We start from the raw sequence: 26,192 nt of genomic DNA on the forward strand, positions 1-26,192 counted from the left end.
AATTATTAATAAGCTCAGATTCAAGTTATTCTATTTTTGTAAGACAAACCACTTACATGAAAAACTTTATTTTATCTGCCTTCTTATTTTTTTCAGTTTCAAATTTTGCCCAAATCAAAGGAACTATTACCGATGAAAAAGGGAATCCATTGCCATTTGTATCCGTTTTTGAAGAAAACACGTATTCCGGAACCACTTCAAACGAACAGGGAAAATATCAGCTAAATGTAAAAGAGCCTGGTAAAAATAAAATTATTTTTCAGTATCTGGGTTTTAAAACTCAAAAGCTCACCGTCGCTTCAGATTCAAAAACGATCACTCTTGATGTAAAAATGCTCGAGGAAAGCTTTGCTTTAAATGAAGTCATTATTGATCCAAAAAACAATCCGGCAGATGCAATTATAAAAAGCGCAATTGCAAACAAACAGGACAATTCCAGCAAAACGGGACGCTACACAGCTGACTTTTACTCAAAAGGAATGTTTAAAGTCAAAGATCTGCCGAAAAAGATTTTAGGCAAAAAAGTTGACCTTGGTGCTGATATGGCATCTAATTTAGACTCCACCGGAACCGGAATTTTATATTTATCTGAAACGGTTTCGAAAATTACTTTTGAAAAACCAGACAAATTAAAAGAGAAAATAATCGCATCTAAAATTTCCGGAAATAATCGAGGATACAGCTATAATACTGCAGCGTTATCAACTTATGATTTTTATGATAACACTTTAGATTTCGACATTAAACTCATCTCTCCTATTGCAGATAATGCTTTCAGTTATTACAAATACAAACTCGAAGGAAGCTTTTATGATGACAACAAACATCAAATCTTTAAAATAAAAGTAATCCCAAAACGAGATAAAGAACCCGTTTTTGAAGGTTACATCTATATTGTAGATGACAGTTTTGCCATTTATGCCATTGATTTGGACATTAAAGGTTACCGAATGAAAAATGAATTTACTGAAACTATGAATTTAAAACAGAGTTTTAGTTATAATTCAGCTAATAAAATATGGTCAAAAAACGCGCAATCACTTTCTTTTAATGCTGGTGTTTTCGGAATAAAATTCTCCGGAACATTTAATTATGTGTATTCAAATTATGAATTTCCTGTTTCATTCGAAAAGAAAACTTTTGGAAATGAAATCGTAGCTTTTGAACCAAATGCCAATAAAAAAGATGATACTTTCTGGAATCAAATCCGCCCCATTCCTTTAACTATTGAAGAAAGTGCTGACTATACTAAAAAAGACAGTCTGCAAACTATCAGAAAATCCCAAAAATACACCGATTCTATTGATGCAAAAAACAACAAATTCAAAGTTTGGCATATTTTAATGGGCTACGATTATAAAAACACTTTCAAAAGTTATTCTTTTAATTATAAGGGTATATTAAATATCAGTTCATTAAGTTTTAATACCGTTCAGGGTTTCAATTTAGATTCTGGCTTCTCTTTTAGAAAGTGGAATGAAGAAAAAGGGAAAAGCACATCAATAAGTACTACTTTCAATTATGGTTTTTCTGATGATCGTTTGCGCGTAACGGGAGACTTCAGCCACAGATTCAACAATATTAATTATGCGTATATAGCAGCTTCGGGAGGAACTAAAACCGCTCAGTTCAATGGCGCCGAACCTATTACAAAATTTGTCAATTCGATAGCTTCTTTATTTTTTAAAGACAATTACATGAAGCTGTATAATTTGGAATTTGCTCAAATTAATTACGGCCAGGATGTCGCAAACGGAATCAATCTGAATGCAAAAATTGCTTACGAACAGCGAAAACCACTCTTCAATACCACTGATTATTCTTTCTTTAAACAAGACGATATTTATTCATCTAATAATCCATTGGCGCCGAATGATTTTACAACCTCAGCTTTTGACTCACATCATCTATTCAAAACTTCTTTGAGCGCCAGAATCAATTTTGGAAACAAATACATTTCGAGACCCGACGGCAGATTCAATGTTAGAAACGAAAAATATCCAACCGTTTATTTAGTTTTTGAAAAAGCCTTTGCAGCAAGTGAAAAAAAATATGAATTTGAAAGAATCGGTGCTTCTGTTCAATACGATTTATCACTTGGAAACAAGGGAATTCTTGGAACAAATTTCAGAGCCGGAAAATTTTATAATGCAGAAAATATCGCTTTTATGGATTACAGACATTTTAATGGAAATCAAACACACATTGGTACAACAGATCGCTATTTAAATGTTTTCAATTTGATGCCATATTATTCAAAATCAACAAACGACGCTTATTTCGAAATGCATTTGGAGCATAATGACATGGGATTTATTACTAATAAAATTCCGTTGATCAATCTTTTAAAATCGACAATGAATATTGGATTTCACACTTTAGCGATTCCAAATCGAAAGCCATACTCTGAATTTACAGTTGGTTTAGACAATTTAGGATTCGGGAAATTTAAATTATTCCGAATTGATTATGTCCATTCTTACCAAGGCAACGTTCAGCAAAACGGAGTTGTATTTGGATTGAAGATTTTAAATGTGTTAGACTAAGGTACTAAGTTGCTAAGATACTAAGGTTCTAAGTTTCTGTTTCGCGAAGATTTAAACAGATTTTAGCAGATTTAAATTTTTCTTTTTAATTAATTAATCTTTGTCAAAGTTTAAAACTTTGACAAAGAAAAAAACTTAAAACCTTAGTATCTTAGAATCTTAGAACCTCTAAGAATGATAATCATCCGGTTCAATATGTATCAAAACATTTCCTAACTGCGGAATCTGTTCTTTTAAAGTATCTTGTAGTTTATGCGATAAATCATGTCCTTCTTTTACAGAAATACTTGCCGAAACTATTGCGTGAAGATCAACGTGATAACGCATTCCTGCCTTTCTAATAAAACATTTTTCAGTACCAAGAATTCCGGGAACCATAAGGGCTACAACACGAATTTCTTCTACTAAATCGTCATTTAAATTTTCATCCATAATTTCGCCAAGTGCAGGTCTGAAAATTTTGTAGCTGTTATATAAAATAAAAAATGCTGCAAAAAGCGCAGCCCAATCATCTGCCGATTCATAACCTTTTCCCATAATGAGGGCAAATGAAATTCCGATAAATGCTGCAACGGAAGTTATGGCATCACTTCGATGGTGCCAGGCATCCGCTGCTAAAGAGGAACTATTTGTCTGTTTGCTTCGTTTCATTACCAAACGAAAAGAGTATTCTTTCCAGATAATAATTGCACCTAAAACATACAAAGTCCAAGATTTGGGTAAAGCATGTGAAGTACCAATATTAGCAATACTTTCGTATCCAATAATAGTTGCCGAGGTAATCAAAAACCCTACAACCAAAAAAGTAATTAAGGGTTCTGCACGGCCATGACCATAAGGATGATTTTCATCAGCAGGTTTATTCGAATATTTGATTCCGAAGAGCACCAAAAAAGACGCGAATATATCTGTTGTCGATTCGATTGCATCTGCAATCAAGGCATAAGAATTGCCAAAAAAACCTGCGAGACCTTTTATAAGGGCCAGGCAGGCATTTCCTATTATACTAAAAATAGTAGCTTTTATAGCTTTTTGTTCATTTGTCATTTAGACTATTTTTTCGCCACGAATTCGCGAATTAAACGAAATTTAGAATTTAGAGCTGTCTTTTATTACAATTAAGTTTTTAAATAAAATTCGTGCAATAAAATTTTAAAAATTTAAATTTTGTGTAATTCGTGAATTCTTGGCTATATCTCATTACGCTCTAACGATTTTAGCACCAATTGCTCTTAAACGCTCGTCGATACGCTCATATCCACGGTCGATTTGTTCGATGTTTTGAATTGTGCTTGTTCCTTTAGCAGAAAGAGCAGCAATCAATAATGAAATCCCCGCACGAATATCAGGAGATGACATTGTTGTTGCTTTTAATTGAGATTCAAAATTATGTCCCATAACCACAGCTCTATGCGGATCACATAACATGATTTTTGCTCCCATATCGATTAGTTTATCCACGAAGAACAAACGGCTTTCAAACATTTTTTGGTGAATCAAAACATCGCCTTTTGCTTGTGTAGCCACAACTAAAACGATACTTAATAAGTCAGGCGTAAATCCTGGCCACGGCGCATCGGCAATTGTTAGAATAGAACCGTCGATATCTGTTTTAACTTCATATCCATCTTTGTGAGCCGGAATGTAAATATCGTCGTTACGTTTTTCGATTGTAATTCCAAGTTTTCTAAAAGTATTTGGAATCAAACCTAAATTTTCCCAGCTTACATTTTTAATTGTGATTTCGCTTTTTGTCATAGCCGCAAGACCAATCCAAGAACCGATTTCGATCATATCAGGAAGAATTCTGTGCTCGCAACCACCAAGACTTTCAACACCTTCGATAGTCAATAAGTTAGATCCAACCCCTGTGATTTTTGCTCCCATAGAGTTCAACATTTTACACAATTGCTGTAAATATGGCTCACAAGCAGCGTTGTAAACTGTAGTTTTTCCTTTTGCTAAAACTGCAGCCATTACAATATTTGCAGTTCCAGTTACAGAAGCTTCGTCTAAAAGCATATCTGTTCCTTGCAATCCTTCTTCTGGAGATTCTACTCCATAAAAATGATCTTCTCTGTTGTATCTGAATTTTGCTCCAAGGTTAATAAAACCTTCAAAGTGAGTATCTAATCTACGGCGACCAATTTTATCTCCTCCTGGTTTTGGAATATATCCTTTTCCGAAACGAGCCAAAAGAGGCCCAACAATCATAATAGAACCACGAAGTGCTCCACCTTCTTTTTTGAAAGCTTCAGTTTCTAAATATCCAACGTTAACTTCGTCAGCTTGAAAAGTAATCGAACCTGGTTCGTTGCGTTGAATTTTCACACCTAAATTACCCAACAAAGTGATTAATTTATTGATGTCTATAATATCAGGAATGTTATTAATTTTTACTTTCTCTCCTGTTAGAAGCACGGCACATAAAATTTGTAATGCCTCATTTTTTGCTCCTTGCGGAGTGATTTCTCCTTTTAAAGGAGTTCCTCCTTCGATTTTAAAAATTCCCATAGATCTTTGTTAAGGTTCTGAGGTTCTGAGATTCTGAGGTTCTAAGCTAAAAAAATCTTAATATCTTAGTCCCTTCGCATCTTAGTCCCTTTTTTATTTCTGATTATTGTTTTTTTGAAAAGGTTTTTTTCCGCCTTTATTGTTGTTTTTATTGCTTTGAATTTTTGGTTGTCCACCCGTAGTCGTTTTATTTGACACACGTTTGTTGGTACGCATCAAGTCAGTTGTATTCAAAAGCTCTTCTGTGCTTTGTAATAAATTGATTTTTCCTCCTGACAATTCATACAAATGTTCAAAAATCACATCGTCTTTTACAGTGTCTTTATTCCAGCTCAAAAACGATTTTTTCATATGATTTGCAATAACTAAAACTAAGGCATTTTTCATTTCACCTTCTTCCCATTTATTGGCCACATCAATCATATACTTGATGTTATTTCCATAAAATCTGTATTTTGGAAAATTTTGCGGATACTGTAATGCATCTGGTTTCAACTGCAAAACATCTCTTGATGGAATTGGGTAAGGAGATTCAACATTTAATTTGAAATCAGACATAATAAAAAGCTGATCCCATAATTTATGCTGAAAATCCGGCACATCACGCAAATGCGGATTCAAGCTTCCCATAACCTGAATGATATATTTCGCCGCTTTGTTTCGCGTTTCATCATCTTCAATTGCAGTAGCCTGGTCTATCAATTTTTGTAAATGACGACCATACTCCGGAATAATCAAACGTTGCCTTTCAGAATTGTATTCCAAATTATAAACAACGTCACTTGCGGCTTCTTTTTTATATTTTTCGATCATAAGTTATAATGAAACTATACCTTCTATTGTAGAAACTTCTTTGTATTTACTAATCACATCATCTGAGCTGTGCATCGTAACATCAACAGAAACGCTGGTAAATTTACCTGTTTTAGATTTTGTTGTTTTAATAACTGCCCCCATTCTGTCAAAAGCTTTTTCAACACGCTCTACATTATCTGCTACAGATGGCACAATGAATTTATATAAATATTCTGCAGGCCAAGTGTTTGCGTTGTCAAGCTCTAATTTTAATCTTTCGTAAAATTCGGCTGTATTTTTTTCTTTATCGTTCTCCATTCGTAATTAAAAATAAAGGCAAATATACGTTTTTGATTTCAGATTTTAGATTTTAGATTTTAGATTTTTTCCATTGAAAATATAGTCTTTTTTTCGCCACGAATTTCACTAATTAACGTTAATTATATTGCTGTAAATCTTTTCATTAAATTTCACTAATTTCTGATTGTTTCTAAAATTTAAATTTGGATAAATTCGTGAAATTCGTAGCAAACGTTTATATTTGAAATACTTTGCCAATTTGCTCCCAATAATTATCGGGATTGCGAGATTAAAACAGATCACAATGAAAAAAATCATCTTCTTACTTTTTACATTTTTCACTTTTTACGATAGTCAAGCACAAGAAATCAAAACCTTAACTTATTTCCAAAATGACACTCTAAAACTGGATTTAGATTTATATCTGCCAAAGAAAAAATCTAACGAAAAAATTCCATTGATTATGTTTGCTTTTGGTGGAGGATTTTCTGGCGGAGAACGTACCAGCGAAAAAGAATTCGGGATGTTTATGGCGCAAAATGGCTATGCGGTTGCCAGCATTTCGTACAGTTTATATATGAAGGGAAAAGATTTTGGATGCAAAGGAACTTTAACCGAAAAGATAAAAGCAATTCAGATTGGTGTAAGTGATATGTGGCAAGCAACTGGTTTTTTAATCGAAAACGCCGACAAATACAATCTTGATACTTCAAAAATCTTTATTTCCGGAATTAGTGCTGGTGCCGAAATTGGTTTCCATGCTTCGTTTTGGGATTATAAATTGATGAATTTATACAAAAGCAATTTGCCGGAAAACTTCAAATACAAAGGTTTCATAGGTGGTTCGGGCGCTATTCAGGATATTAATTTGATTACGAAAGAAAAAGCAATTCCGATGTTACTGGCGCACGGAAATAATGACGATACGGTTCCGTACAGCGCGGGCTCACATCGCTCGTGTCCAACAAATGCTTCAGGTTGGCTGATCCTTTTTGGCTCTTATGCGGTTTACAATCAAATGAATGATTTACACAAAGATGTTGAATTGATTACTTTCTGCGGTGGCGGACATGAATTCTCTGGTTATCTTTTTCACCAAGGACAACAATATGTTTTGGATTTTGTGAATGATGTTTTGAAAGGAAAGAGATTTGAATCACATTTGATTATTCCTTCTAATAAAAAAGGGAAGGATTCAGGGAAGTATTTGTTTTGTGAGTAAACTTCAATCGTCTCAAACTTAAAACAGACTGGACTGAAGTCCAGCCCTACAATATTTACCGAGCCTTTGGCTCTTTTCACAATTTAATTCCGCAGGAATAACACATATTGTAGAGCTGGACTTCAGTCCAGTTGCCACAAACAATAGCTTCCAAAATGCCAAATTTTTCGCTTCTGATAAATATTCTTTTTAATTATGAATAAGTTTAGGTAAATTTGCCCTTTATTTTTAGAATAGTGCAAAAAGAAATCATAGTTCTCCTTGGCGGTCCTGGTACAGGAAAATCTACGCTGATAAACGAATTAGTAGCTCGTGGCTACTGTTGTTACCCTGAAATTTCTAGAGAAGTTACACTCGAAGCTCAAAAAAGAGGCATCGAGCAATTGTTCTTGGAACAGCCATTATTATTTAGCGAAATGTTATTAGAAGGACGCATCCAGCAATTTAAAAACGCTGCGCAAGAACCTGATAATGTAGTTTTTATTGACCGAGGAATTCCTGATGTTGTAGCTTATATGGATTATATTGGCGACGAATATCCGGAGAATTTCACTAAAGCTTGCGAGGATTACAAATATTCTAAAACTTTTATTTTACCACCTTGGGAAGAGATTTATCAGAGCGACACAGAGCGTTATGAAAATTTTGAACAGGCACTTGAAATTCAAAAGCATCTTATTGAAACGTATAAAAAATATGGGTACGATTTAATTGAAGTTCCAAAAGATACGGTTGAAAACAGAATTCTTTATATCTTAGATAAAATTTAGGCAGTAAGTTTAAAGTTGCAAAACTAGAAACTGATTTCTAAATTTTTAACTTTAACACTTTGGCCATGCAGGAAGCACAAGAAATTCTTTTAAAATACTGGAAACACGAAAGTTTCAGACCGCTTCAAAAAGAAATTATTGAATCGGTTTTAGAAGGGCAAGATACTTTTGCACTGCTGCCAACCGGAGGCGGAAAATCAATTTGTTTTCAGGTTCCAGCCATGATGCGTGAAGGAATTTGTTTAGTTATTTCGCCTTTGATCGCTTTGATGAAAGATCAGGTGGCAAATCTTCAAAAAAGAGATATAAAAGCCATTGCTCTTACCGGCGGTATTCATACTGAAGAAATCATTGATCTTCTGGATAATTGCCAATTCGGAAATTATAAATTCCTCTATCTTTCTCCGGAGCGTTTACAATCAGATTGGATTTTAGAACGCATCAAAAATCTTCCTATCAATTTAATTGCTATTGACGAAGCGCATTGTGTTTCGCAATGGGGCCACGATTTTAGGCCTGCATATTTAAAAATTTCCGAGCTTAAAAAATTCTTTCCTAAAATTCCTTTTTTGGCTTTAACAGCAACGGCAACGCCAAGAGTTGTTGAAGATATTAAAAGTGAATTGGGATTAAAAGACACCAAACTTTTTCAACAATCTTTTGAAAGAAAAAACATTGCTTACATGGTTTTTGAAGTTGAAGACAAATTGTATCGTGTTGAACAGATTTTAAAGAAAAATCCACAGCCGTCTATTATATACGTGCGAAATAGGAAATCGTGCCTGAATATGTCAACCCAATTGCAATCATTAGGATTTAGAGCAACCTATTATCATGGCGGACTTTCATCTCAGGAAAAAGATAAAAACATGCAATTGTGGATGTCGGAACAAGCGCAGGTTATTGTGGCCACAAATGCTTTTGGAATGGGAATCGACAAAGACAACGTAAAAACAGTTATTCACACACAACTTCCTGAAAACTTAGAAAATTATTATCAGGAATCTGGACGCGCGGGAAGAAATGGCGAAAAAGCATTTTCTGTACTATTATTCAATAATTCTGATGCAAACCAAACAGAACAGCAATTTATAAATGTGCTGCCAGATAAAAATTTTCTAAAAACGATGTATGTCAAACTTTGCAATTATTTCCAGATTGCTTATGGCGAAGGTTTAGACGATTCTTTTTCTTTTAAAATGAATCATTTCTGCCATAAATATGATTTTCCAACTTTAAAAACTTATAATGCTTTACAGTTTTTAAATCAACAGGGAATTATTACAATGTCTCAGGAGTTTTCGGAAAAAGTTACAATTCAATTTTTAATTGAGTCGAAAGAAGTCATTCGATATATGAGTCTGAATCCAAATGATGAAGAAATTCTTTTGGCCATTTTAAGAACTTATCCAGGAGTTCATGAAATGAAAACACCACTTAATCTTTCGCTGATTGCTAAAAAATCAAATCATACAGAAGAACAAGTAACGGCGCTTTTAGAAAAATTAAAAGAAAAAGATATTATTGAATATAAATCTAAAAACAACGACGCAACAATTTTATTTAATGAAGTACGCGAAGATGATTTGACAATAAATAGGGTTTCAAAATATCTGGAAAAACAAAATAAACTAAAACGCGATCAGCTTTCGTCTGTACTCTATTATATAAAAGAAGACAAAACGTGCAAGAATAGATTGGTTTTGGATTATTTTGGAGAAGAAACAAAATCGAATTGCGGCGTTTGTTCGTATTGCATTACACAAAAAGGAAAAATTACCGAAGCCGATTCTATTGCTGATAAAATTCTGCACTTATTAAAAGCAACTGCCTTAACTTCACGCGAAATTCAAAGTCAAATAAAACTAGACGCCAAAGATGTGATTTTAGTTCTTCAGGAATTATTAGAAAACAATCATATCGTTATTTTAGCAAACAATAAATACACTTTAAAAACATAATGGAAAAATTACGAATTATATTTATGGGAACTCCAGAATTTGCTGTTGGCATTTTGGATACCATCATAAAAAACAATTACGAAGTTGTTGGTGTTATTACAGCTGCTGATAAACCAGCAGGACGCGGACAAAAAATAAAATATTCAGCTGTTAAAGAATACGCTTTAGAAAACAATCTTACTTTATTACAGCCAACCAATTTAAAAGACGAGAATTTTTTAGCCGAATTAAAAGCGTTGAATGCGAATTTGCAAATTGTGGTTGCTTTTAGAATGTTGCCAAAAGTGGTTTGGGAAATGCCAAGTTTAGGAACTTTTAATCTTCATGCTTCATTGCTTCCAAATTATCGTGGAGCAGCGCCAATCAACTGGGCTATTATTAACGGAGAAACTAAAACTGGAGTTACGACATTCTTTATTGATGATAAAATTGACACTGGAGCAATGATTCTAAATTCGGAAATTGCAATTGAGCCGACAGAAAATGCCGGACAATTGCACGACCGTTTAATGAATTTAGGAAGCACAACTGTAATTGACACTTTGAAAGTTATTGAAAACGGAAATGTTACCACAACAATTCAGGAAGAGAATGACGAAATCAAAACAGCATACAAACTAAACAAAGAAAACTGTAAAATTGACTGGACTAAATCGGGTAACGAAATCAATAATTTAATTCGCGGTTTAAGTCCATATCCTGCGTCTTGGTGTTTTTTGAAAGATAAAAATGAGGAATTAAATATTAAAATTTACGATGCCAAATTAGTTTTAGAAACACATTCACATGAATCTGGAAAACTAATCAGCAGTAAAAAAGAAATCAAAATTGCAGTAAAAGACGGCTTCATTCAGCTTTTGAGTTTGCAATTTCCAGGAAAAAAGAGAATGCAGGCAGCAGAAATCTTAAACGGCATCACTTTTTCTGATGACGCCAAGATGTATTAAGGTCAGTAAAACAGGGGTTTCTACCTGATTTTAGTCGATAAACAACATGCTTTATGAACAAAAAAAGCAAGTTATTAACAATTATTGCTAAAATTAAAGAAAAGACTTGCACGCAACGGATTTCCTACTAAATTTGTGTATTAACAATTTTTTTTAACCAACAATTAATAACTAATTATTATGAACAAATCAGAATTAATCGATGCTATCGCTGCTGATGCAGGAATTACAAAAGCTGCGGCAAAATTAGCTTTAGAGTCATTTTTAGGAAATGTAGGAACTACTTTGAAAAAAGGAGGAAGAATTTCATTAGTAGGTTTCGGATCTTGGTCAGTATCTGCTAGAGCTGCTAGAGACGGTAGAAATCCACAAACTGGAAAAACTATCAAAATTGCAGCTAAAAATGTAGTAAAATTCAAAGCAGGAGCTGAATTAGAAGGAGCAGTGAACTAAGTAAGAAAGTTCTCTAAACTTATAATATAATTAAAACCCTCCTTATGGAGGGTTTTTTTGTGCGGTTTAACGATTTTTTTTGGGCAGTTCGAAATTTTATGACTAAATTTAATAAAAATTGTAGCCGTATGATTTCAGAAAAATTAAAAAAAGGACACCTGCTTATTGCCGAGCCTTCAATAATTGGAGATTTATCTTTTAACAGATCGGTAATTTTATTAGCAGACCATAACAAGGAAGGATCAATTGGATTTATCATTAATAAGCCTTTAAAATATACTATTAATGATTTAATCCCAGAGATTGATGCGAACTTTAAAATATACAACGGAGGTCCTGTAGAACAGGACAATCTGTATTTCATTCACAATATTCCTGAACTGATCCCGAATAGTGTCGAGATTTCTAATGGAATTTATTGGGGTGGTGATTTTGAATCCACGAAAGACTTAATAAACGACGGATCTATCAGTAAAAATAATATTCGTTTTTTCTTGGGTTATACCGGTTGGGATGAGAATCAGCTTGAAAATGAAATGCAGGGAAACTCGTGGATCATTGCCGATAATAATTACAAAAACAAAATTATCGGAAAATCGACCACTCACTTTTGGAAAGAACAAATCATTGAGCTTGGAGGTGATTATCTTATTTGGTCAAACGCACCAGAAAACCCATATCTGAATTAATTTTCAGATATGGATTCATTTAGTTTCTGCACTAATAAATGAGCCAGATTGCTTGTAAAATCTTTTTTTCGATATTTAGTTATCGGTTGTATTCCCATGATTACATTTGTCAGAAATAATTCGTCGGCTTTTTGAAGATCGAACGGTGAAATTATTTCTTCAGAAATTTCTATTCCTTCTATTTTTTTAGCTATGGCCAAAATTTGCTTGCGCATAATTCCGTTCAAACATCCTTCAGAAATTGGAGGAGTGATCAATTTCTTTCCTGTAAGCATGAATAAATTTCCCTGAAGAGCTTCGACTACATTTTTTGTATCATTTACTAAAATGCAGTTAGCCAAGCCATTCTCATGAGCAAAAACACTTCCTGTTACATTAATCATCTTATTAGTCGTTTTAATCGACGATAACAATTGTTTAGTCACATAGAAGTCTTTATATAGATCAACTTCATATTCAGTCGTATTTACAACATACAAAGTACCTTCAAGCGGCATTGCATGAATTAAAAACGAAACTTCATTTGTTTTTGGTAAATATAACCCTCCATCATTTCTATAAACAGTTATTCTAGCTCTTGCTGAATTAGAAATATTTTTTTCCTGAACAAGCTTTAAAATTTGTTCTTCAAAATACTCCATGGTAAAATTCATTGGAATTTCCATTCGAACCACACGCATCGAAGCCATCAAGCGGAAATAATGATCTTCCAGAAATAAAATTTTATTGTTTAAAATCTTCACTGTTTCAAAAACGCCGTCTCCGTATAAAAAGGCGCGATTTTGAGTTAATATATTTTCTTCCTGCGTTACGTTTCCGTTAAAATTGATCATAAAAAAACCCTGAATTTTGTTCAGGGCAAATATAAGGCATAAAATAGTTTTATACTAAACAGAACCTATAAGATGTTTCAGGTCTGAGATTTGATTCTCCCACAATTGTTTAGCCTCTCCTACTTCTTCTTTTTCAGCAAAATCAACTACCATTAAAGATACGTCTTTAGTTAATTCATCAACTAAGATATGAAGTTCAAAAAAATACTCTGTATCCTTACTGCTTTCATCAACCCATTTGAATTTTACTTTTTCACCCGTTTTTTTTGATGCTAAACGTGCTTTTTCCTGTGAGTCATTCCAAATAAAGGTAAAAAATTCGCCTCTTGAATTTACATTGTCTGCAAACCATTCTGACAAACCTGAAGGCGTTGATATATATTGATACAATAATTGCGGCGAAGAATTGATCGGGAACTCGATTTCGTAACGTATTTTTGAATCCATGTGCTGCGTTTAATTTTTTCGAAATATAAGAATATATGTCCAAAAACAATGCGTTTTTAAAAATATTTTTTTTTCTTCACTTTATGCTTGTATGCTTTAATATTATTTTTATCTTTGCACCCGCAATGAGGAAATCATTCCACTTGTAGTCCAGGCGAGGTAGCTCAGTTGGTTAGAGCGCAGGATTCATAACCCTGAGGTCACGGGTTCAACTCCCGTCCTCGCTACAAGTTCCGAAACCCATCCCAATTAGGGTTTCGGACTTTTTTTAAAACTCTTACGGCTAGTAATTACAGTAAATCGGCAACCCTACCGACAACCCTAAAGTAATTACATCATGGCAAAAAATCTATTATTCAATTGCTCTTACTCTGAAATATGGGTGCATCCGGAAAACTGGAAAACATTAACATCACAGAAGTCTTTAAAGCTTGACTGGTATGTTGAATGCAAATTTTATGATCCTTTATTCAAAGAAAAGTATCCAAAAGGCTTTCCCTTCAGGAAGAAATTAAATCGTTTCAAGACTTTAGAAGAACGAAAAGGAGTTATTAAAACGTGGCTCGAAGAAATTCCCAAGCTTTTAGAAGAGAAAGGATACAATCCAATTACTAAAAAATTCATGATCGAACCCATAAAAGAGGTTCAGCCAGAATTGGACAGTATTTGTCCAGAAACACCTTTTTTAATTGCATTAGATCTGGCTTATCAGAATATTGATGTTGCCAAAAGCTCAAAAGATGATATCCGGTTAATTTTGGTCCATATAAAAAGATCAGCAACGGAGCTTAGATTTGATGAGTTACCAATTGCAGAGGTAAAACGTAAACACTTTAGATTCATAATTGATAATCTGGAGCGAAAAGATGGCAAGTTCTCAGCTCACAAGTTCAATAAGTACCGAACATATCTTTCTATACTATATAATGAGTTGCTAGATTATGAAGCAGTAGACAGCAACATTATAAAAGACATCAGGAAGAAAGCAGCAATAAAAAACATTCGTGAAACATTAACTGAAGAGGAAAGAAAAAAAGTAAACGATCATTTGAAGTTAAATCATCCTTCATTTTGGCTATTTATGATTATATTCTTTCATTCTGGAGGCCGTATAACTGAGCTGATGAGCGTAAAAATATCAGATGTTGATTTAGTCAATCAGAAATATAAAGTTCTAATTAAGAAAGGCCCTCAATATACGTGGGTTGAACGTATCATAAAAGACATTGCACTTCCATACTGGCAAAAAGCAATTTTTGGAGGCAAAAAAACTGACTTCGTTTTCTCAGTTGGATTGATACCTGGAGAAAAACAAATCAGAAGAGATCAAATTCGTAGGAGATGGAAAACACACGTGAAAGATAAATTAGATATTACAGCTGATTTCTACAGTTTAAAACATTTGAACTTAGATGAAACAGTTGCTTTGCTTTCAATGAATGATGCTATGAGAATGGGTAACTTTAAATCAACTAAAATGCTAGAACAACATTATGCTGTTGGAGAAAAAGATCGTCAGTTTGACAGACTTAAAACACTTCGAAATAAATTTGCATAAACAGAAAAGCGATCAATAACGATCGCTTTTTTTATTGTTTCTTCTCAATTTTCATTGTCCTGCTTTCGCCACACTCATCAAACACTTTCGAAGTGAATTGCTTCTTTCCTAAAAATCGGGTTTTAATTCCTAAAAAACTCCACTCCCTTCGCTCCCAATAAGCAACAGCATCAGACTTATTATTAAATTGCCGATCATTCACAGCAACTTTTAATTTTTGACCATCAAAAGAAACAATTCCTTTTATAGTTATACATTTTGTTGTATCAATCCAGCTTTGTTCTTTTGGAATATTGTTTTTGATCGCATCAACTAATCCGGATACATCAGTTTCTCGTTTTGTGGTATCACGATATTTTAAAGTTTGCGAAATGATACTTTGAATCCTGCTTTCATTTATTCCGGATTTTGCTAACTTATTTTTCAGTTCTGAATTTTCATATAGCAGATAATCTTTGATTTCATCTTTAGATAATAATTCACTTGAAAACCTCAAACTATCTTGTTTCCTGCGCTGATTCGCATTTTCTGTTTGCCTGGTGTTTTCAGATTCCTGAAACTTATAATCCTTGTAAAACCAAACAACCGCAATTGCCAGGAACAGGATAAAAACCAATCTTATATTTTTGAGTATTAATTGTAACGTTATCATAATTTAATCTTTTACCTGAAAATGCATCCAATCATAATTTTTTTCACGTCCCAAACTTTCAAAACCGTGTTTATAAAAGATATCAATCATCTTTTTATATTCAGGTCTCGCAAATCTTGCTGTTTTAGAAGTTTCTTTTAATAAATTCCTATCAGGATCTAAATCTACTGCACAACCCCAAGAATGAACTGAAAGCTCAGAACCACCTCTCATTAATCTATAATTAAAACAACCTCCAAAATCATCAATTTGAAGTCTTTTAATTTCATCGATACCATACACTTCTAAAATTTCTTTAAATATCGCTTTCAACTTATCAGCTACTAATTTATGACAGCTCATTTTTGTAACATAAGTTGCAGTTGCCCAATTTAAAAACATTGGATAAGGCAAATCAATTGTAACCAAATAACCAGCACCGGTTTTATTTGGAATACCGTATTTTTCTTTTAATCTAGCTTGTGATATCATGATTATTCTTCTTTAAATTCCTTTTTAATTTCCTTATACGATCTGAAAACAGAAAATATTTTATCAATCAAATCATAACCTAAACTTTTCACATTTTCGATTACAATTGAGTGAATTTCAAAAACACAGCAGATACACATTACAACTATTGTAATAGTCCATTCAGCATCAGAAAAAGAAAACCCGAACGGTTTTATCTTAAACATGCTTTGAATTGTTTTTGCTCCAATTATCGCAAACATGTACATTGTCATTTTCAACAGCGAAAGGCGTAATTTTCCGCTTTCAATCACATCGTAATAAAACTTTATTTTAAACAATAGCCTTGCAAAAAATCGTTGGCTAGTAGTTTCCTTAGTCGCAAATTGCCCTTTCGCTTTTGCAGCTATTTTTGCCTCTTTAAAAGAAACCAATATTCCTGTGACAAAGTCAACGATTATTAAGCCGCTCAAAAACAGCAAAACTTGTTTCTCAATATGAAACGTAGACATAAGCGCAAGAGCAGGTATTGAAATCACAGCTCCTTTTGTTGTTGTAGTAATTTTTTTAGCAGCAATTAGTGGTTTTGCCAAATAGTTTAAGTAGGTAATTAATTCCATATTTTTAATTTTCAATTGATTTTAAACAGTGATCTTTTTCAAAGAAATCCAACACTTTAACCAGGCGTTTTCCTGATTTAGTTAAAGTTTCATCTCGCTGGTTTTTTCCCAATGCGCTGGATATCGTTTCATTTTCGGCTCCAAACTTATAACCGGATTCTATTCTTAGTTTTTTATTCCAAAGCGTTCTGAATTCTCGATTCGCGATTTTGTCGATTGTGATCGCACTCGATCTAAAGTAACCTTTTTTGTTTTCTACAAGACAGAAATTCCAGATTGATAACGGCAAGTATAAAATGTATGCAGTGATGAATAATAAAAAATTTAGCATAGTTCCCAATTTATAGGTTGAATCTCATAAATTGTCGTTCCATCTTCATAGAGATTCGTTTGCGTGTCAATTAAAAGACCTTGTTTTATTTTAGACCAATCCCTTTCCATTTTTGTCAAGGTTGAATAGTCGTTTTGACTTTCTAAGTATTCATTTAATTGATTTATTTTATCAGCTGGATAAAAAACTGTCTTTTCTTGAATAAACTTTTTAACCGTATTACCTTCGCTGTCTATAGAAACCGCAAAATCGTTAACGGTATAAAAATTTCCTTCAGGAGTTCCCTTATACGATATGACCTCTACTTGAACAATTGATTTTTCAATTCCTCTTAATTCTGTTTTTACTGGTATTGTTGTCTTTATCATTTCATGTGGTATTTAATGATTATTAGTACTTATATTGTTGTTACATTTATTGAGTTGCTTACCAATGATTTATTGTAATAAATATCTACCGCTAATATTTCAATTTTATATTGTGTAATTGTAGTAAGTCCGGTTATAGATTGTCCACTTGCAGTAATTCTTCCTTTATACATACTATTCAAATAGACTTCATAAAAATCAATTGTATTAGCACTACTTGGTGGAGTAAAATTCAACTGTATAGTAGTACTAGTTACTGTTCCTGCCGATAAATCAGCTATAGCATTTGGTTTTGTGTAGTTTGGAACATATACAATTGACGATGATGTAGAACCAGCAACAAATGCTATATCACCTTCAACTCCTCCTGAATTTGATGTTTGTTTAGCTATTGGAACATATAATTTCATTCTAATAGCCCCGTTAGATGTAAAAACACTATTATTTGCCTCACTTGCTCCAAAATTTGTACATCTAGGTAAAATCAAATTTTTATTCCCAATACCACTGGGTATTTGCCAATTTCCTATAAAATTCGTTGGCACGGAAGTACAATTTGGCATCTCAAAAATAAATGGCTTCACAATATCCTGACAAATTGATATTCCAGTTTGGATTATAACTCCCGGAACATATACTCTTATTAAATTAGACGAAGTTGCAAATGTGTTGCTTCCTAAATTTGTTATCAATCCTTCATTATCATAAAGATATGTAACCAATGACCTTACTGTCGGGTATGCAACATTATTAAATGTAAATGAATAAGTTCCAACCATTCTAAATTGGATATTCGCTCCTACTACGGAAAATTTTTGTATCCTTCCTAACGGTACACCTAATAACGAAGATACATCACTAGCGGAGGTAATAAGAGACGATATACCACCTATATAAGTATTTACCTGTCCTTTGCTTTTTGCGAAGTAATATGTTTTTAAACTTCCCATAATTTAGACATCTAAGAATATTGTAGTAGTAGATCCTCTACGCATAAAATGTCCGGTTGTTTTTTCAATGGTTGGAACAGGAGTTGTTTCCCATGTAAATGGCGTGGTAATTGCCCACGTAACGGTTACACCTGACAAAGTTCTAAAAGGAAACATCAACGAATTATTTAATGTTGCTGGAACTGTTATTGTACAATTTGCAGTAAACAATATTGTTTGTCCATGCCACGCATTTAAAACATTGGTGCTTGCTGAAATTTCAACTTGATCATCTTTAACTTGCTTTCCTGCAATAGCAGAAACATTATCAGTAATTTGTTTTTGAAGTTTTCCAAAAGCGGAAAGAATAGTATCGGTTGCAGTTATAGCAGCGCTACTAGCGAATGAAACACCCGTTAATACATAACCCATTACTAAAGCTAAAGTCGAATACTTATTTGTTGCGCCTTCAACAACGTCATCAGTCGACGCAATGAGTCCGTTTGTAATTTGAATATAAGTTGACCCTGAATAACGATATTCTTTGTTTTTCTGACCAGTAGTTAAATCAATATATATCTTTCCCGTTTCAGCAGGAATTACTGTAGTATGCCCACTTTCAACATAAAAGACGTTCGATAATAAATAACCTTCTAAAATATCATCAACGTAACTTGGAAGCTGAGAGGCCGGAACCTTACCTCCAACTAAATCAGCTTTTCCTGAAAGGTCAACTATCAATCCAACAAAATCAAGCAAACCTCCATTATTAGAAACATTAATCGCACGCATTACAATATGTACACTTTCTTCAGGCTTAATAATTAAATCCTGTGCATTCGGAAAATTAAACCTAAAGTTTCCGGTTCCTTGCATGTGATATAAAGTAACATTTCCTGATGTACCGTTTTTAAAAATAAAGTCTCTACCATGATAAAGAAAACCAGAATCAGATATCTGAAGTGATTTTAAAGACAACATTCCCTCTTCAAATTTTAAATAGGATTTATCATCAACTGGAACCGAATCGATATGGCCAGTATAAAACATTCTGAAAAAGCTTTTTGAAATTTTAGTTATGAACTCATCACCTACAATTGGAGGAGTTGGTTCGCCAACTTCGCTATCAGTAACTAAAACAAAAGTTACATCAACTGTGTTGTCTGGTCTTGGATCGGCTGTTGGACTTGAATCACTCTCTTGTCCAGGTATTCTAATAAATGTATTTAAGTTAGTTGCAACAACCCTATCTAATCTTTCTTTACCAGCTGATGCCAACGGAAAACTAATCGTTAAATCAGTTGCGTTTGAATATTGAACGTTATTTATTAACCATTCCCAACCAGCATTGAATGTCTTATCAAGACCTGAAGATTCAATTCCGTTTTGTTTAGTGATCTGATTATAAAATGGCAAGGTAGAATCAAAGTTCAAACTATTTCTAGTATATAAAACTGGCAACAATGCATTTTGCAGATCTACAACATTTGCATAAACAACTCCATCAACAGAATAATTAGAATACGCATCTAAAGCTGCTAATTCAAGTTTACTGTCATAAACGTTTACTATTTTCAATTGTCCGGCCAGAACATGTGGCATGAAATTTTTGAAATATGGTATTCCGTTTAATGAAAATTTCTCTGAGCTTATATTTAAGATTATGATCATTGTATTATTCTTGTTTTTGGAGAATATTTGCCACCTGTAGTGCAGCTTTTTGAACTGTTCCAGCTTGGAAAATCACCTATATTTCTTTCGATATACTTAACAACATCGATCATCATTAGATTTGCCTCTTCTCTCTTTTTATACCAAGCGTTTTTTCTTTCTTCTAACACTAATGGAGTTGAATTAGGAGTTGTTTTAACGACAAATCCATGAGAAGTTGAAACTCCACTCGAATCCATTTTAAACCTAGCAAAACTGAAATAAGAAAGAACCGTTGCAATTCCTTGAAAATTGTAAGTTCTATCGTTATATGGATAAGAACCGCCATCAATTAGCTTTTTCCAAGGTTGCTCATCTTTTTTCGCAATCAAATCAAAGTAAAAATCCTCTTCAACGAGTGTTTTAAAATCAAACTCTTGAGCTTCGTTTATGAAAGTGTTGAACTCTTGTGAATCATAGCCAATTGCTACTTGCAATTTTGCAGCAACGATATCTTTAGTTATTAATAGGATTGCCATCTGGATCAGTATTAGTTGGTAATGGTTCAGGATCTCCGATCATTCGTTTTGCTTCTTCAGTAGGATAACCAAATATATTCTCCAGCATCGCTACTGCAGAATCAAAAGTTGTCGTCTTACTTGCAACTGATAATTGAATCGCCAAAATAGAAGTTACACCTCCAACGGATCCTCTTAAAGTTGCTTGTGCTGTTCTAATTTCTTGAGCAGCTAAATCTTCTTTTGTTTTTTCGGCTGAATCAGGAGTATTGTTTTCATCATAATTAACTGTTCCATCATCCAACAAAGAGTATTGTTTAATGGTCCAATTATTAGATGGATTGATATCGTATTTATAATTTCTGAACAACTCTTTAAAAAGCATTTCCAACTTCTCCTGATCTTTTGAAATAAGAGAGTTGTAAATTGACTGAGCTTTTATAAGATCTTCTCCAGATGTATTCCCTAATTTCCCAGCAACATAATCAACAAGTTGTGGAGGAATATTTTTAAATGCCTTACGGATATAATTTGCAGATGAGTTTTCAAAGTGTGCGTACTTTTCAGATCTCACCTCATTTTTAATGGTATCAAATCTGATGTTTCCAGTTTTATTTTGTTCATCATCCCAATCATCTTCAACAAGCATTTTGGAACTAGAGTTTTCAAAACCAGATAAAGCTTTTATATTTTTTTCAAAAGTATTTTCGTCTTGTTTGCTCTCAAATTTTCTATGTCTGATAATAGTAGAATTTTCAAAACTTCTTTTTGCAGTTCCATTATAATACAATCCAAGTTGGCCCTCAGTATCAGCAAATGTGTAAGCCGTTTCGATTAAGCTTTTTGGATAAGTATATTTTTTTGAAATCTTGAAAAACTTAATCTGACCTTTGTAATTTTCCCAGCCTCCAGCAGCATCAACTTGTGCTTGAATTACGTCTGGTCTTGGATTGTAAACATCAAAAATATCAATCTCTTCTTTCTTTAAAGATTTACCCCAACCTTTAGGAGAAACTAAAATTTTACCACTAAAGTCGTTGCTGTCTTTTTTACCAACTTTACAAAGTGTATAAGGAATAATTTTAAAACTATCCTTTTCGTAATTCGCATTATAACCTACATTAATAAAAACACCTTGATGTCTTGAAACAACCTCTGAAATATCGAATAATAAATCATTAGGATTCTGTGGATCAAACTCATCTTCAGATAAATTTATATTTGACATGTCAACTTCAAATCCACCACCTCCAATAAAGCTTTCGTACAACCAAGCGCATTGATAAGCTGTAGGCGAATTATCGATCAGATTTTCGACTACAAGCGATTTGAGGTTATCTTCACCATCGAAGATAACCCCTAAACGTTTATTGAAAATTTCAAGTCTTTCTTGCTTGTATTGCTCTACAACTTTAGATTTCATAGAATTTTATTCTCCTTTGTTAATCAACTCTTCAACTTCTTCAATGGATGTCTGAATAGCTTCTAAAATTTTAAAAGCCACTTCTTTTTCCTCTTCAGATCCGTTAACTTCAAGTTCTTGAAATGCAATAAGAGCTGTTTCGTATTCTGATTTCAAATCTTCGATTGTTTTTACACCTTCAGTTGGTTGTTTTTTTGCAATTAAATCTGAAGCTAAAACACTTAATTCTTTTAATTGTTCTGGAGTTAATTCTGCAACCTTTTTACTTATTCCAGTAACTGTCGTTGCTTTTGTTTTGACATTGATTAACTCAAGTAAAGAGATAGTCTCTTCTACTGTTAGTCCGTTATTTCCGATTGAAACTAAACTATCATCTACACTTTTAGAATCATCTCCGGATCCTTCCACTTCAAGTCCTACTACATAAGATTCAAGTAATTCATCTATGTTTTTAGGTAGAACTCTAAACAAAGTTTTTCTGTTCGGGTTTTTAGATAATATTTTTAAAGCAGCTTCGTCTGTTAAATTATGCTTACTATAAACATCAGATGTTCCAGGTACTGGAATAATTACACCATCGTTTAATTCGAATATTGATTTTACTAATTCCATCTTGATTTCAGGATTAAAGTTTTTTAATTTTTGAATGTAGCCTCCGATTTTATTCGGACATGTGGAGCATGTTTCTCCAAAGATTTTGAAATGCAAATCGAAAATATGTTTTAAGTAAGGGATGCCATTTCTATCACGACCACTTAAAGTTTGATAACTAGCATCCCTAATCTCTTTTAATATTTCCTTTTGCTCCTCATTAAGGGATAACTGGCGGAACATACTCATTTGTTGAAATCCAAGTTTCTATTGCATCAAGACCTCCAGTCATTTGAAATAACTTAATTCCGGTTGCCTCTTCTTCACCTTCTTTTGTAGCTACTGCTATTTTGGTAATACCAGAATCAGCAGCAGAATTATAATTATCTTCTGTGATTTCCATTCCACTTTCAAGTCCAGCAATTTCATATGATAACTCGCCACTTGTACCAGTATCAATTTTTTGAGATAGTGTCACAACTCTTGCACCGTCTACAAGCTCTTGAACCCTCTCTCTTTCGTTCGGGCCTTTGTAAGTAATTGAAAATCTATCCGTATGGATATATCCATTTCCAAAATCTTTAATAGCCAAAGCATGTTCAATTGAACTTACTTTTTTATTTCCCTGAGCTGGATAAATTTTCGAACCAGTTTTAAGCACTAAGGCTGTTACTACAGTTCCTCTATTTGCTTTTTGTGTAGCCTCTTTATCAACATCATCCCAGTTGATGTACCATTTTTTGTATACACCTTGTTTTGGCCTGTGTCCACAAACCTGTGTAAATTGACCAGCTAATTTATTATCGCATGTATCTGCCATGATTTATAAGTTTAAAAAGGGAGCTGTTAGACTCCCTTGATTAATATTAGATAGCTGCTCTAAATGCGTATGGATTAGTCATTTTAAAGTCAACTAAATAGTTTGCTTTAATGTAGAAGCTCTCATCTTCTCCTCCGATATACTCAAGAGTAATATCTTCTAAAGAAGCAGCATCATCAACTCCAACTTGCAAATCTTCTTTTTTAGTGAACATTGCAAAGTGTGGTAAATGGATGTGCGGTGTAGCTCCAGTTACAAAGTCATTTCTTCTCCAACGATCATATTGAACAATCGGTTTTAAAGTTTCACCGTCGATCATAGGATCAGTAACACCTTTTAAAGTTGAATCGATATTGCCTTGAACTCCGTATCCATTCGCACGCTTAACCCATTTTTGATAGTTTTTGAACAATCTGTTTGATGTTAAAAAGATGTTTCCATCAAAATCATAAACATCATCCAAAACACTTTCATATAAGTCAAGTGCGTACGTAGCAGGCAAATTCAACTGATCAGTCATTGCGCCTGTATTCTTGTCTAAAGCAACAAAGTTCCCAGCAAACTCAGGAAGAGTTTTTAAATACTGTAATGTTGGTAAAAGACCCTTATCAATGATGTCATAAAATTGAGATTTACCAGCTTCGTCTGTCAAGATATCCTGAGCTGCAATATCTTTATCACCCATTAAAACAATACGAAGTAAATCCGCTCTCATTGCTTTAACAGTTAAATCTTCAATAAACAATGCTAATTCAGTTCCTGTAAGATCTTTTCTTTTATAGCCATTGTTTAAACCCCATTGAGTAAATGAATTTTCAAAATCAGTATAACAATACTTGATTCTTACTTCTGCCATTCTTGGGTTCCATTTTTGAGAGAAAGCAGGAAATTGAGGTGAGATTCCAGTACCTCCACATCCAGCAGATGCTTTAGTAACGTATTCAAAACCTTTCATTGCAGCTACTTGCTGACCTCCTTTTACACCAGGTACAATTGTAAAAAACTCAGATGTATCTTGTTGGAAAACATCATTCTTTACAATCTCCTTTAAGTCTGTAATGTATCTATCCGATGTGGCTAGATCCGTAAAATCTGATACTAATGGCATATCTTACTTATTTTTATTTTTAATTGCTTCACGTGCTTCACGTACTGCATCAGCGTCATAGGTGCTGTCACCCTTCTTTTTTTTCTTGTCTCCAGTTTCTGCTGGCGGAGCTTCATACTTTGAAGTGATACTTTTTCCAAGTGTATCAACTCTCTTGTCAAATTTTTGAACTTGATCTGAGATTAATTCAAAAGCTCCTTCATTATCTTTTTGCGTTTTAGCAAATTGAGTTTTGAAATTTTCAAACGAAGTTGTAAGAGTTTTTACAGAATTCATTACCTCGCTAAGAGATGGTTCTTCTGTTTCTTCAGATGCAGGAGCATCTTTAATTTCTGTAATTGCACCAGCAACGGTAACAATTGAACTTCCATCAGGAAGTAAATGTGTTTCGTCTTTAACTGGACTTCCAGTATCATCAACGACTTGATCGCCAACTTGTGGCTCTTCAGCTTCGCTTTTAACAGTTACGATTGAGCCGTCAGCCAAAGTGACGTCAATATCGAAAGTGTCATCTTTCGTGCTGAACTTCTTTTTTAGATTGTCTAAAAAGCTCATATTAAAATTATTTAAGGATTTACGTTTGTGATAATTGAAATAGCGTTCAAAGAAGTCCTCAATGATTTTAGGATTCTTATTAATACTTTCAAATAAAGAAGGATTCTCATCTAAGAAATCAGTTACGATAACTCCCAGATCATTTTTGTTTGATGAAAATAAGGCATCAGTTGCAGCCGGATCATCTACTAAATCAGAAGAAACAAACTCTTGTAAAATCAAAGATTCAACAGTTTCTTTATCTCCTTTCTCATTTGTGATCTCCTCATCTTCCCAAAAGCAACTTACTACTATTGAGTTTCCGAACATGTCCGGATTATTCTCTGACATATCCATAATGTAATCATACATTGAGATTCCTTTACCTTCAACTTGTGTTTTCTTGGTGATAGGATCTAAGTATAAATCAGCAAAACAATTTCCATTTTGAATATTGAAATTCTTGTAACGTCCAACATAAGTTCCTAAAGAAGTGGCGCACATACTTGGATGACCGAAACGGGATTTTACACCTTGAGTTTGTCCATTTCCTTTCTCGACTAAATCATTTATAAACTTTTCGTTGAAATAAGAATCGTTTTTATTCTTTCCAAAATTGGCAATACAAATATTTTTTAAAACGTTATTCTCTCTGTCAACGTTGGTAGTTGATGAGTTAAAATTTGGTAGAGAATTAAACTGAGTTCTTTTCATTTTAGTAATATATTATATTACTGTAAAATTAGTTTAAAACATTCTTGCAATTAGGTAATAATAATTACCTATATTTGTTTTATGATAGTTTTAATAGTAATCGGAACTCTCATTTTGTTGTTTGCTTGCTATCTCTGGATGAAGCTTTTTTTTATTTTGGTAAATAAACTATATCGTTTTGTTTTTAGAAAAAAAATACAGGAAAAAGAAAACCCGTACATCATTGAACAAAAAGCAAGAATGAAAAACGATCTAAATTTTGAAGAATATCAGAAGTGGATGAGGAAAAAAGGAGATGGATTTCCTATTCAAAAAGTAATGACAAGCGATGAAAAACAGCAACATGAGAAAATTAAAAAGTACCTATAGATTAGGTACTTTTTTTATTTAGATAATTTCACAACTATTTTTTTAATCATCTCCCAGTTAATTTTAAAATCTTCTGAGCA

Annotated in this window: 28 protein-coding genes and 1 tRNA gene; 10 read left to right on the forward strand and 19 right to left on the reverse strand. The window is 33.3% G+C overall.

The window, feature by feature from the left end; translation table 11 throughout:
* The first annotated feature begins 56 nt into the window (after positions 1-56).
* Positions 57-2,546: a DUF5686 and carboxypeptidase regulatory-like domain-containing protein gene (locus tag ACWA1B_RS16245; RefSeq protein ID WP_456908646.1), complete on the forward strand. Its 2,490-nt coding sequence runs from the start codon at positions 57-59 to the stop codon at positions 2,544-2,546.
* Between the two features lie 168 nt (positions 2,547-2,714).
* On the opposite strand, the gene ACWA1B_RS16250 is transcribed toward ACWA1B_RS16245, so the two are convergent.
* From ACWA1B_RS16250 to ACWA1B_RS16265, 4 genes are all read right to left on the reverse strand, one after another.
* Positions 2,715-3,593: a cation diffusion facilitator family transporter gene (locus tag ACWA1B_RS16250; RefSeq protein ID WP_456908648.1), complete on the reverse strand. Its 879-nt coding sequence runs from the start codon at positions 3,591-3,593 to the stop codon at positions 2,715-2,717.
* Between the two features lie 153 nt (positions 3,594-3,746).
* Positions 3,747-5,060, reverse strand: coding sequence for a UDP-N-acetylglucosamine 1-carboxyvinyltransferase (murA, locus tag ACWA1B_RS16255; RefSeq protein ID WP_091497287.1), 1,314 nt, complete (start codon positions 5,058-5,060; stop codon positions 3,747-3,749).
* Between the two features lie 93 nt (positions 5,061-5,153).
* Positions 5,154-5,873, reverse strand: coding sequence for a DUF4290 domain-containing protein (locus ACWA1B_RS16260; RefSeq protein ID WP_456908650.1), 720 nt, complete (start codon positions 5,871-5,873; stop codon positions 5,154-5,156).
* Positions 5,874-5,876: 3 nt separating this feature from the next.
* Positions 5,877-6,173 carry a DUF493 family protein gene (locus ACWA1B_RS16265; protein WP_035649758.1) on the reverse strand — a complete coding sequence of 99 codons (297 nt, stop codon included), beginning with the start codon at positions 6,171-6,173 and terminating at the stop codon, positions 5,877-5,879.
* A 286-nt stretch (positions 6,174-6,459) separates the two neighbouring features.
* Here ACWA1B_RS16265 and ACWA1B_RS16270 point away from each other — a divergent pair, with 286 nt between their 5' ends.
* The 6 genes from ACWA1B_RS16270 (at position 6,460) to ACWA1B_RS16295 (ending at position 12,197) form a co-directional block, all read left to right on the forward strand.
* The gene (locus ACWA1B_RS16270; RefSeq protein WP_456908652.1) at positions 6,460-7,377 is read left to right on the forward strand and encodes an alpha/beta hydrolase family protein; all 918 of its coding nucleotides are present in this window, start codon (positions 6,460-6,462) and stop codon (positions 7,375-7,377) included.
* Positions 7,378-7,613: 236 nt separating this feature from the next.
* Positions 7,614-8,147: an AAA family ATPase gene (locus ACWA1B_RS16275; protein WP_035649762.1), complete on the forward strand. Its 534-nt coding sequence runs from the start codon at positions 7,614-7,616 to the stop codon at positions 8,145-8,147.
* Between the two features lie 65 nt (positions 8,148-8,212).
* Complete coding sequence (locus ACWA1B_RS16280; protein WP_456908654.1) at positions 8,213-10,108, forward strand: RecQ family ATP-dependent DNA helicase; 1,896 nt, start codon at positions 8,213-8,215, stop codon at positions 10,106-10,108.
* Positions 10,108-11,055: a methionyl-tRNA formyltransferase gene (gene fmt, locus ACWA1B_RS16285; protein WP_456908656.1), complete on the forward strand. Its 948-nt coding sequence runs from the start codon at positions 10,108-10,110 to the stop codon at positions 11,053-11,055. The genes ACWA1B_RS16280 and fmt overlap by 1 nt, the downstream gene beginning before the upstream one ends.
* 180 nt (positions 11,056-11,235) lie before the next feature.
* Positions 11,236-11,508: an HU family DNA-binding protein gene (locus ACWA1B_RS16290; protein ID WP_012022249.1), complete on the forward strand. Its 273-nt coding sequence runs from the start codon at positions 11,236-11,238 to the stop codon at positions 11,506-11,508.
* 128 nt (positions 11,509-11,636) lie between these two features.
* A complete protein-coding gene (locus ACWA1B_RS16295; RefSeq protein ID WP_026727618.1) occupies positions 11,637-12,197 on the forward strand; it encodes a YqgE/AlgH family protein in 561 nt (186 codons plus the stop codon).
* On the opposite strand, the gene ACWA1B_RS16300 is transcribed toward ACWA1B_RS16295, so the two are convergent.
* Positions 12,194-13,030, reverse strand: coding sequence for an aminotransferase class IV (locus tag ACWA1B_RS16300; protein ID WP_456908659.1), 837 nt, complete (start codon positions 13,028-13,030; stop codon positions 12,194-12,196). The genes ACWA1B_RS16295 and ACWA1B_RS16300 overlap by 4 nt on opposite strands.
* Positions 13,031-13,084: 54 nt before the next feature.
* Complete coding sequence (locus ACWA1B_RS16305; protein WP_026727620.1) at positions 13,085-13,477, reverse strand: START-like domain-containing protein; 393 nt, start codon at positions 13,475-13,477, stop codon at positions 13,085-13,087.
* 153 nt (positions 13,478-13,630) lie between these two features.
* Between ACWA1B_RS16305 and ACWA1B_RS16310 the strand changes: the two genes are divergently transcribed.
* Positions 13,631-13,704, forward strand: a tRNA-Met gene (locus ACWA1B_RS16310).
* Positions 13,705-13,814: 110 nt separating this feature from the next.
* Positions 13,815-15,035 carry a hypothetical protein gene (locus tag ACWA1B_RS16315; protein WP_456908661.1) on the forward strand — a complete coding sequence of 407 codons (1,221 nt, stop codon included), beginning with the start codon at positions 13,815-13,817 and terminating at the stop codon, positions 15,033-15,035.
* 31 nt (positions 15,036-15,066) lie between these two features.
* Here ACWA1B_RS16315 and ACWA1B_RS16320 read toward each other — a convergent pair whose 3' ends face one another.
* The 13 genes from ACWA1B_RS16320 to ACWA1B_RS16380 form a co-directional block, all read right to left on the reverse strand.
* Positions 15,067-15,687 carry a hypothetical protein gene (locus ACWA1B_RS16320; protein ID WP_456908663.1) on the reverse strand — a complete coding sequence of 207 codons (621 nt, stop codon included), beginning with the start codon at positions 15,685-15,687 and terminating at the stop codon, positions 15,067-15,069.
* 3 nt (positions 15,688-15,690) lie between these two features.
* Positions 15,691-16,158: a M15 family metallopeptidase gene (locus tag ACWA1B_RS16325; protein ID WP_456908665.1), complete on the reverse strand. Its 468-nt coding sequence runs from the start codon at positions 16,156-16,158 to the stop codon at positions 15,691-15,693.
* Between the two features lie 2 nt (positions 16,159-16,160).
* The gene (locus tag ACWA1B_RS16330; RefSeq protein ID WP_456908667.1) at positions 16,161-16,757 is read right to left on the reverse strand and encodes a hypothetical protein; all 597 of its coding nucleotides are present in this window, start codon (positions 16,755-16,757) and stop codon (positions 16,161-16,163) included.
* A 4-nt stretch (positions 16,758-16,761) separates the two neighbouring features.
* On the reverse strand, positions 16,762-17,088 hold the full coding sequence (locus ACWA1B_RS16335) for a hypothetical protein (RefSeq protein ID WP_456908669.1): 327 nt from the start codon (positions 17,086-17,088) through the stop codon (positions 16,762-16,764).
* On the reverse strand, positions 17,082-17,456 hold the full coding sequence (locus ACWA1B_RS16340) for a hypothetical protein (protein WP_456908671.1): 375 nt from the start codon (positions 17,454-17,456) through the stop codon (positions 17,082-17,084). Before ACWA1B_RS16340 ends, ACWA1B_RS16335 begins: the two co-directional genes overlap by 7 nt.
* A 29-nt stretch (positions 17,457-17,485) precedes the next feature.
* On the reverse strand, positions 17,486-18,235 hold the full coding sequence (locus ACWA1B_RS16345) for a fibronectin type III domain-containing protein (protein ID WP_456908673.1): 750 nt from the start codon (positions 18,233-18,235) through the stop codon (positions 17,486-17,488).
* A 174-nt stretch (positions 18,236-18,409) separates the two neighbouring features.
* Positions 18,410-20,056 carry a hypothetical protein gene (locus ACWA1B_RS16350; protein ID WP_456908675.1) on the reverse strand — a complete coding sequence of 549 codons (1,647 nt, stop codon included), beginning with the start codon at positions 20,054-20,056 and terminating at the stop codon, positions 18,410-18,412.
* Positions 20,053-20,574, reverse strand: coding sequence for a DUF6712 family protein (locus ACWA1B_RS16355; RefSeq protein WP_456908677.1), 522 nt, complete (start codon positions 20,572-20,574; stop codon positions 20,053-20,055). Before ACWA1B_RS16355 ends, ACWA1B_RS16350 begins: the two co-directional genes overlap by 4 nt.
* The gene (locus tag ACWA1B_RS16360) at positions 20,552-21,976 is read right to left on the reverse strand and encodes a hypothetical protein (protein ID WP_456908679.1); all 1,425 of its coding nucleotides are present in this window, start codon (positions 21,974-21,976) and stop codon (positions 20,552-20,554) included. Before ACWA1B_RS16360 ends, ACWA1B_RS16355 begins: the two co-directional genes overlap by 23 nt.
* A gap of 6 nt (positions 21,977-21,982) precedes the next feature.
* Positions 21,983-22,816 (reverse strand): hypothetical protein, encoded by an 834-nt coding sequence (locus ACWA1B_RS16365; protein WP_456908681.1) that lies wholly within the window; start codon positions 22,814-22,816, stop codon positions 21,983-21,985.
* Complete coding sequence (locus ACWA1B_RS16370; protein ID WP_456908683.1) at positions 22,788-23,387, reverse strand: hypothetical protein; 600 nt, start codon at positions 23,385-23,387, stop codon at positions 22,788-22,790. Before ACWA1B_RS16370 ends, ACWA1B_RS16365 begins: the two co-directional genes overlap by 29 nt.
* Positions 23,388-23,433: 46 nt before the next feature.
* On the reverse strand, positions 23,434-24,495 hold the full coding sequence (locus tag ACWA1B_RS16375) for a hypothetical protein (RefSeq protein ID WP_456908685.1): 1,062 nt from the start codon (positions 24,493-24,495) through the stop codon (positions 23,434-23,436).
* 3 nt (positions 24,496-24,498) lie between these two features.
* On the reverse strand, positions 24,499-25,743 hold the full coding sequence (locus tag ACWA1B_RS16380) for a hypothetical protein (protein ID WP_456908687.1): 1,245 nt from the start codon (positions 25,741-25,743) through the stop codon (positions 24,499-24,501).
* An 81-nt stretch (positions 25,744-25,824) separates the two neighbouring features.
* Between ACWA1B_RS16380 and ACWA1B_RS16385 the strand changes: the two genes are divergently transcribed.
* A complete protein-coding gene (locus tag ACWA1B_RS16385; protein WP_456908688.1) occupies positions 25,825-26,112 on the forward strand; it encodes a hypothetical protein in 288 nt (95 codons plus the stop codon).
* Positions 26,113-26,192: the final 80 nt, after the last annotated feature.

The sequence above is a fragment of the Flavobacterium xizangense genome (assembly GCF_054075145.1).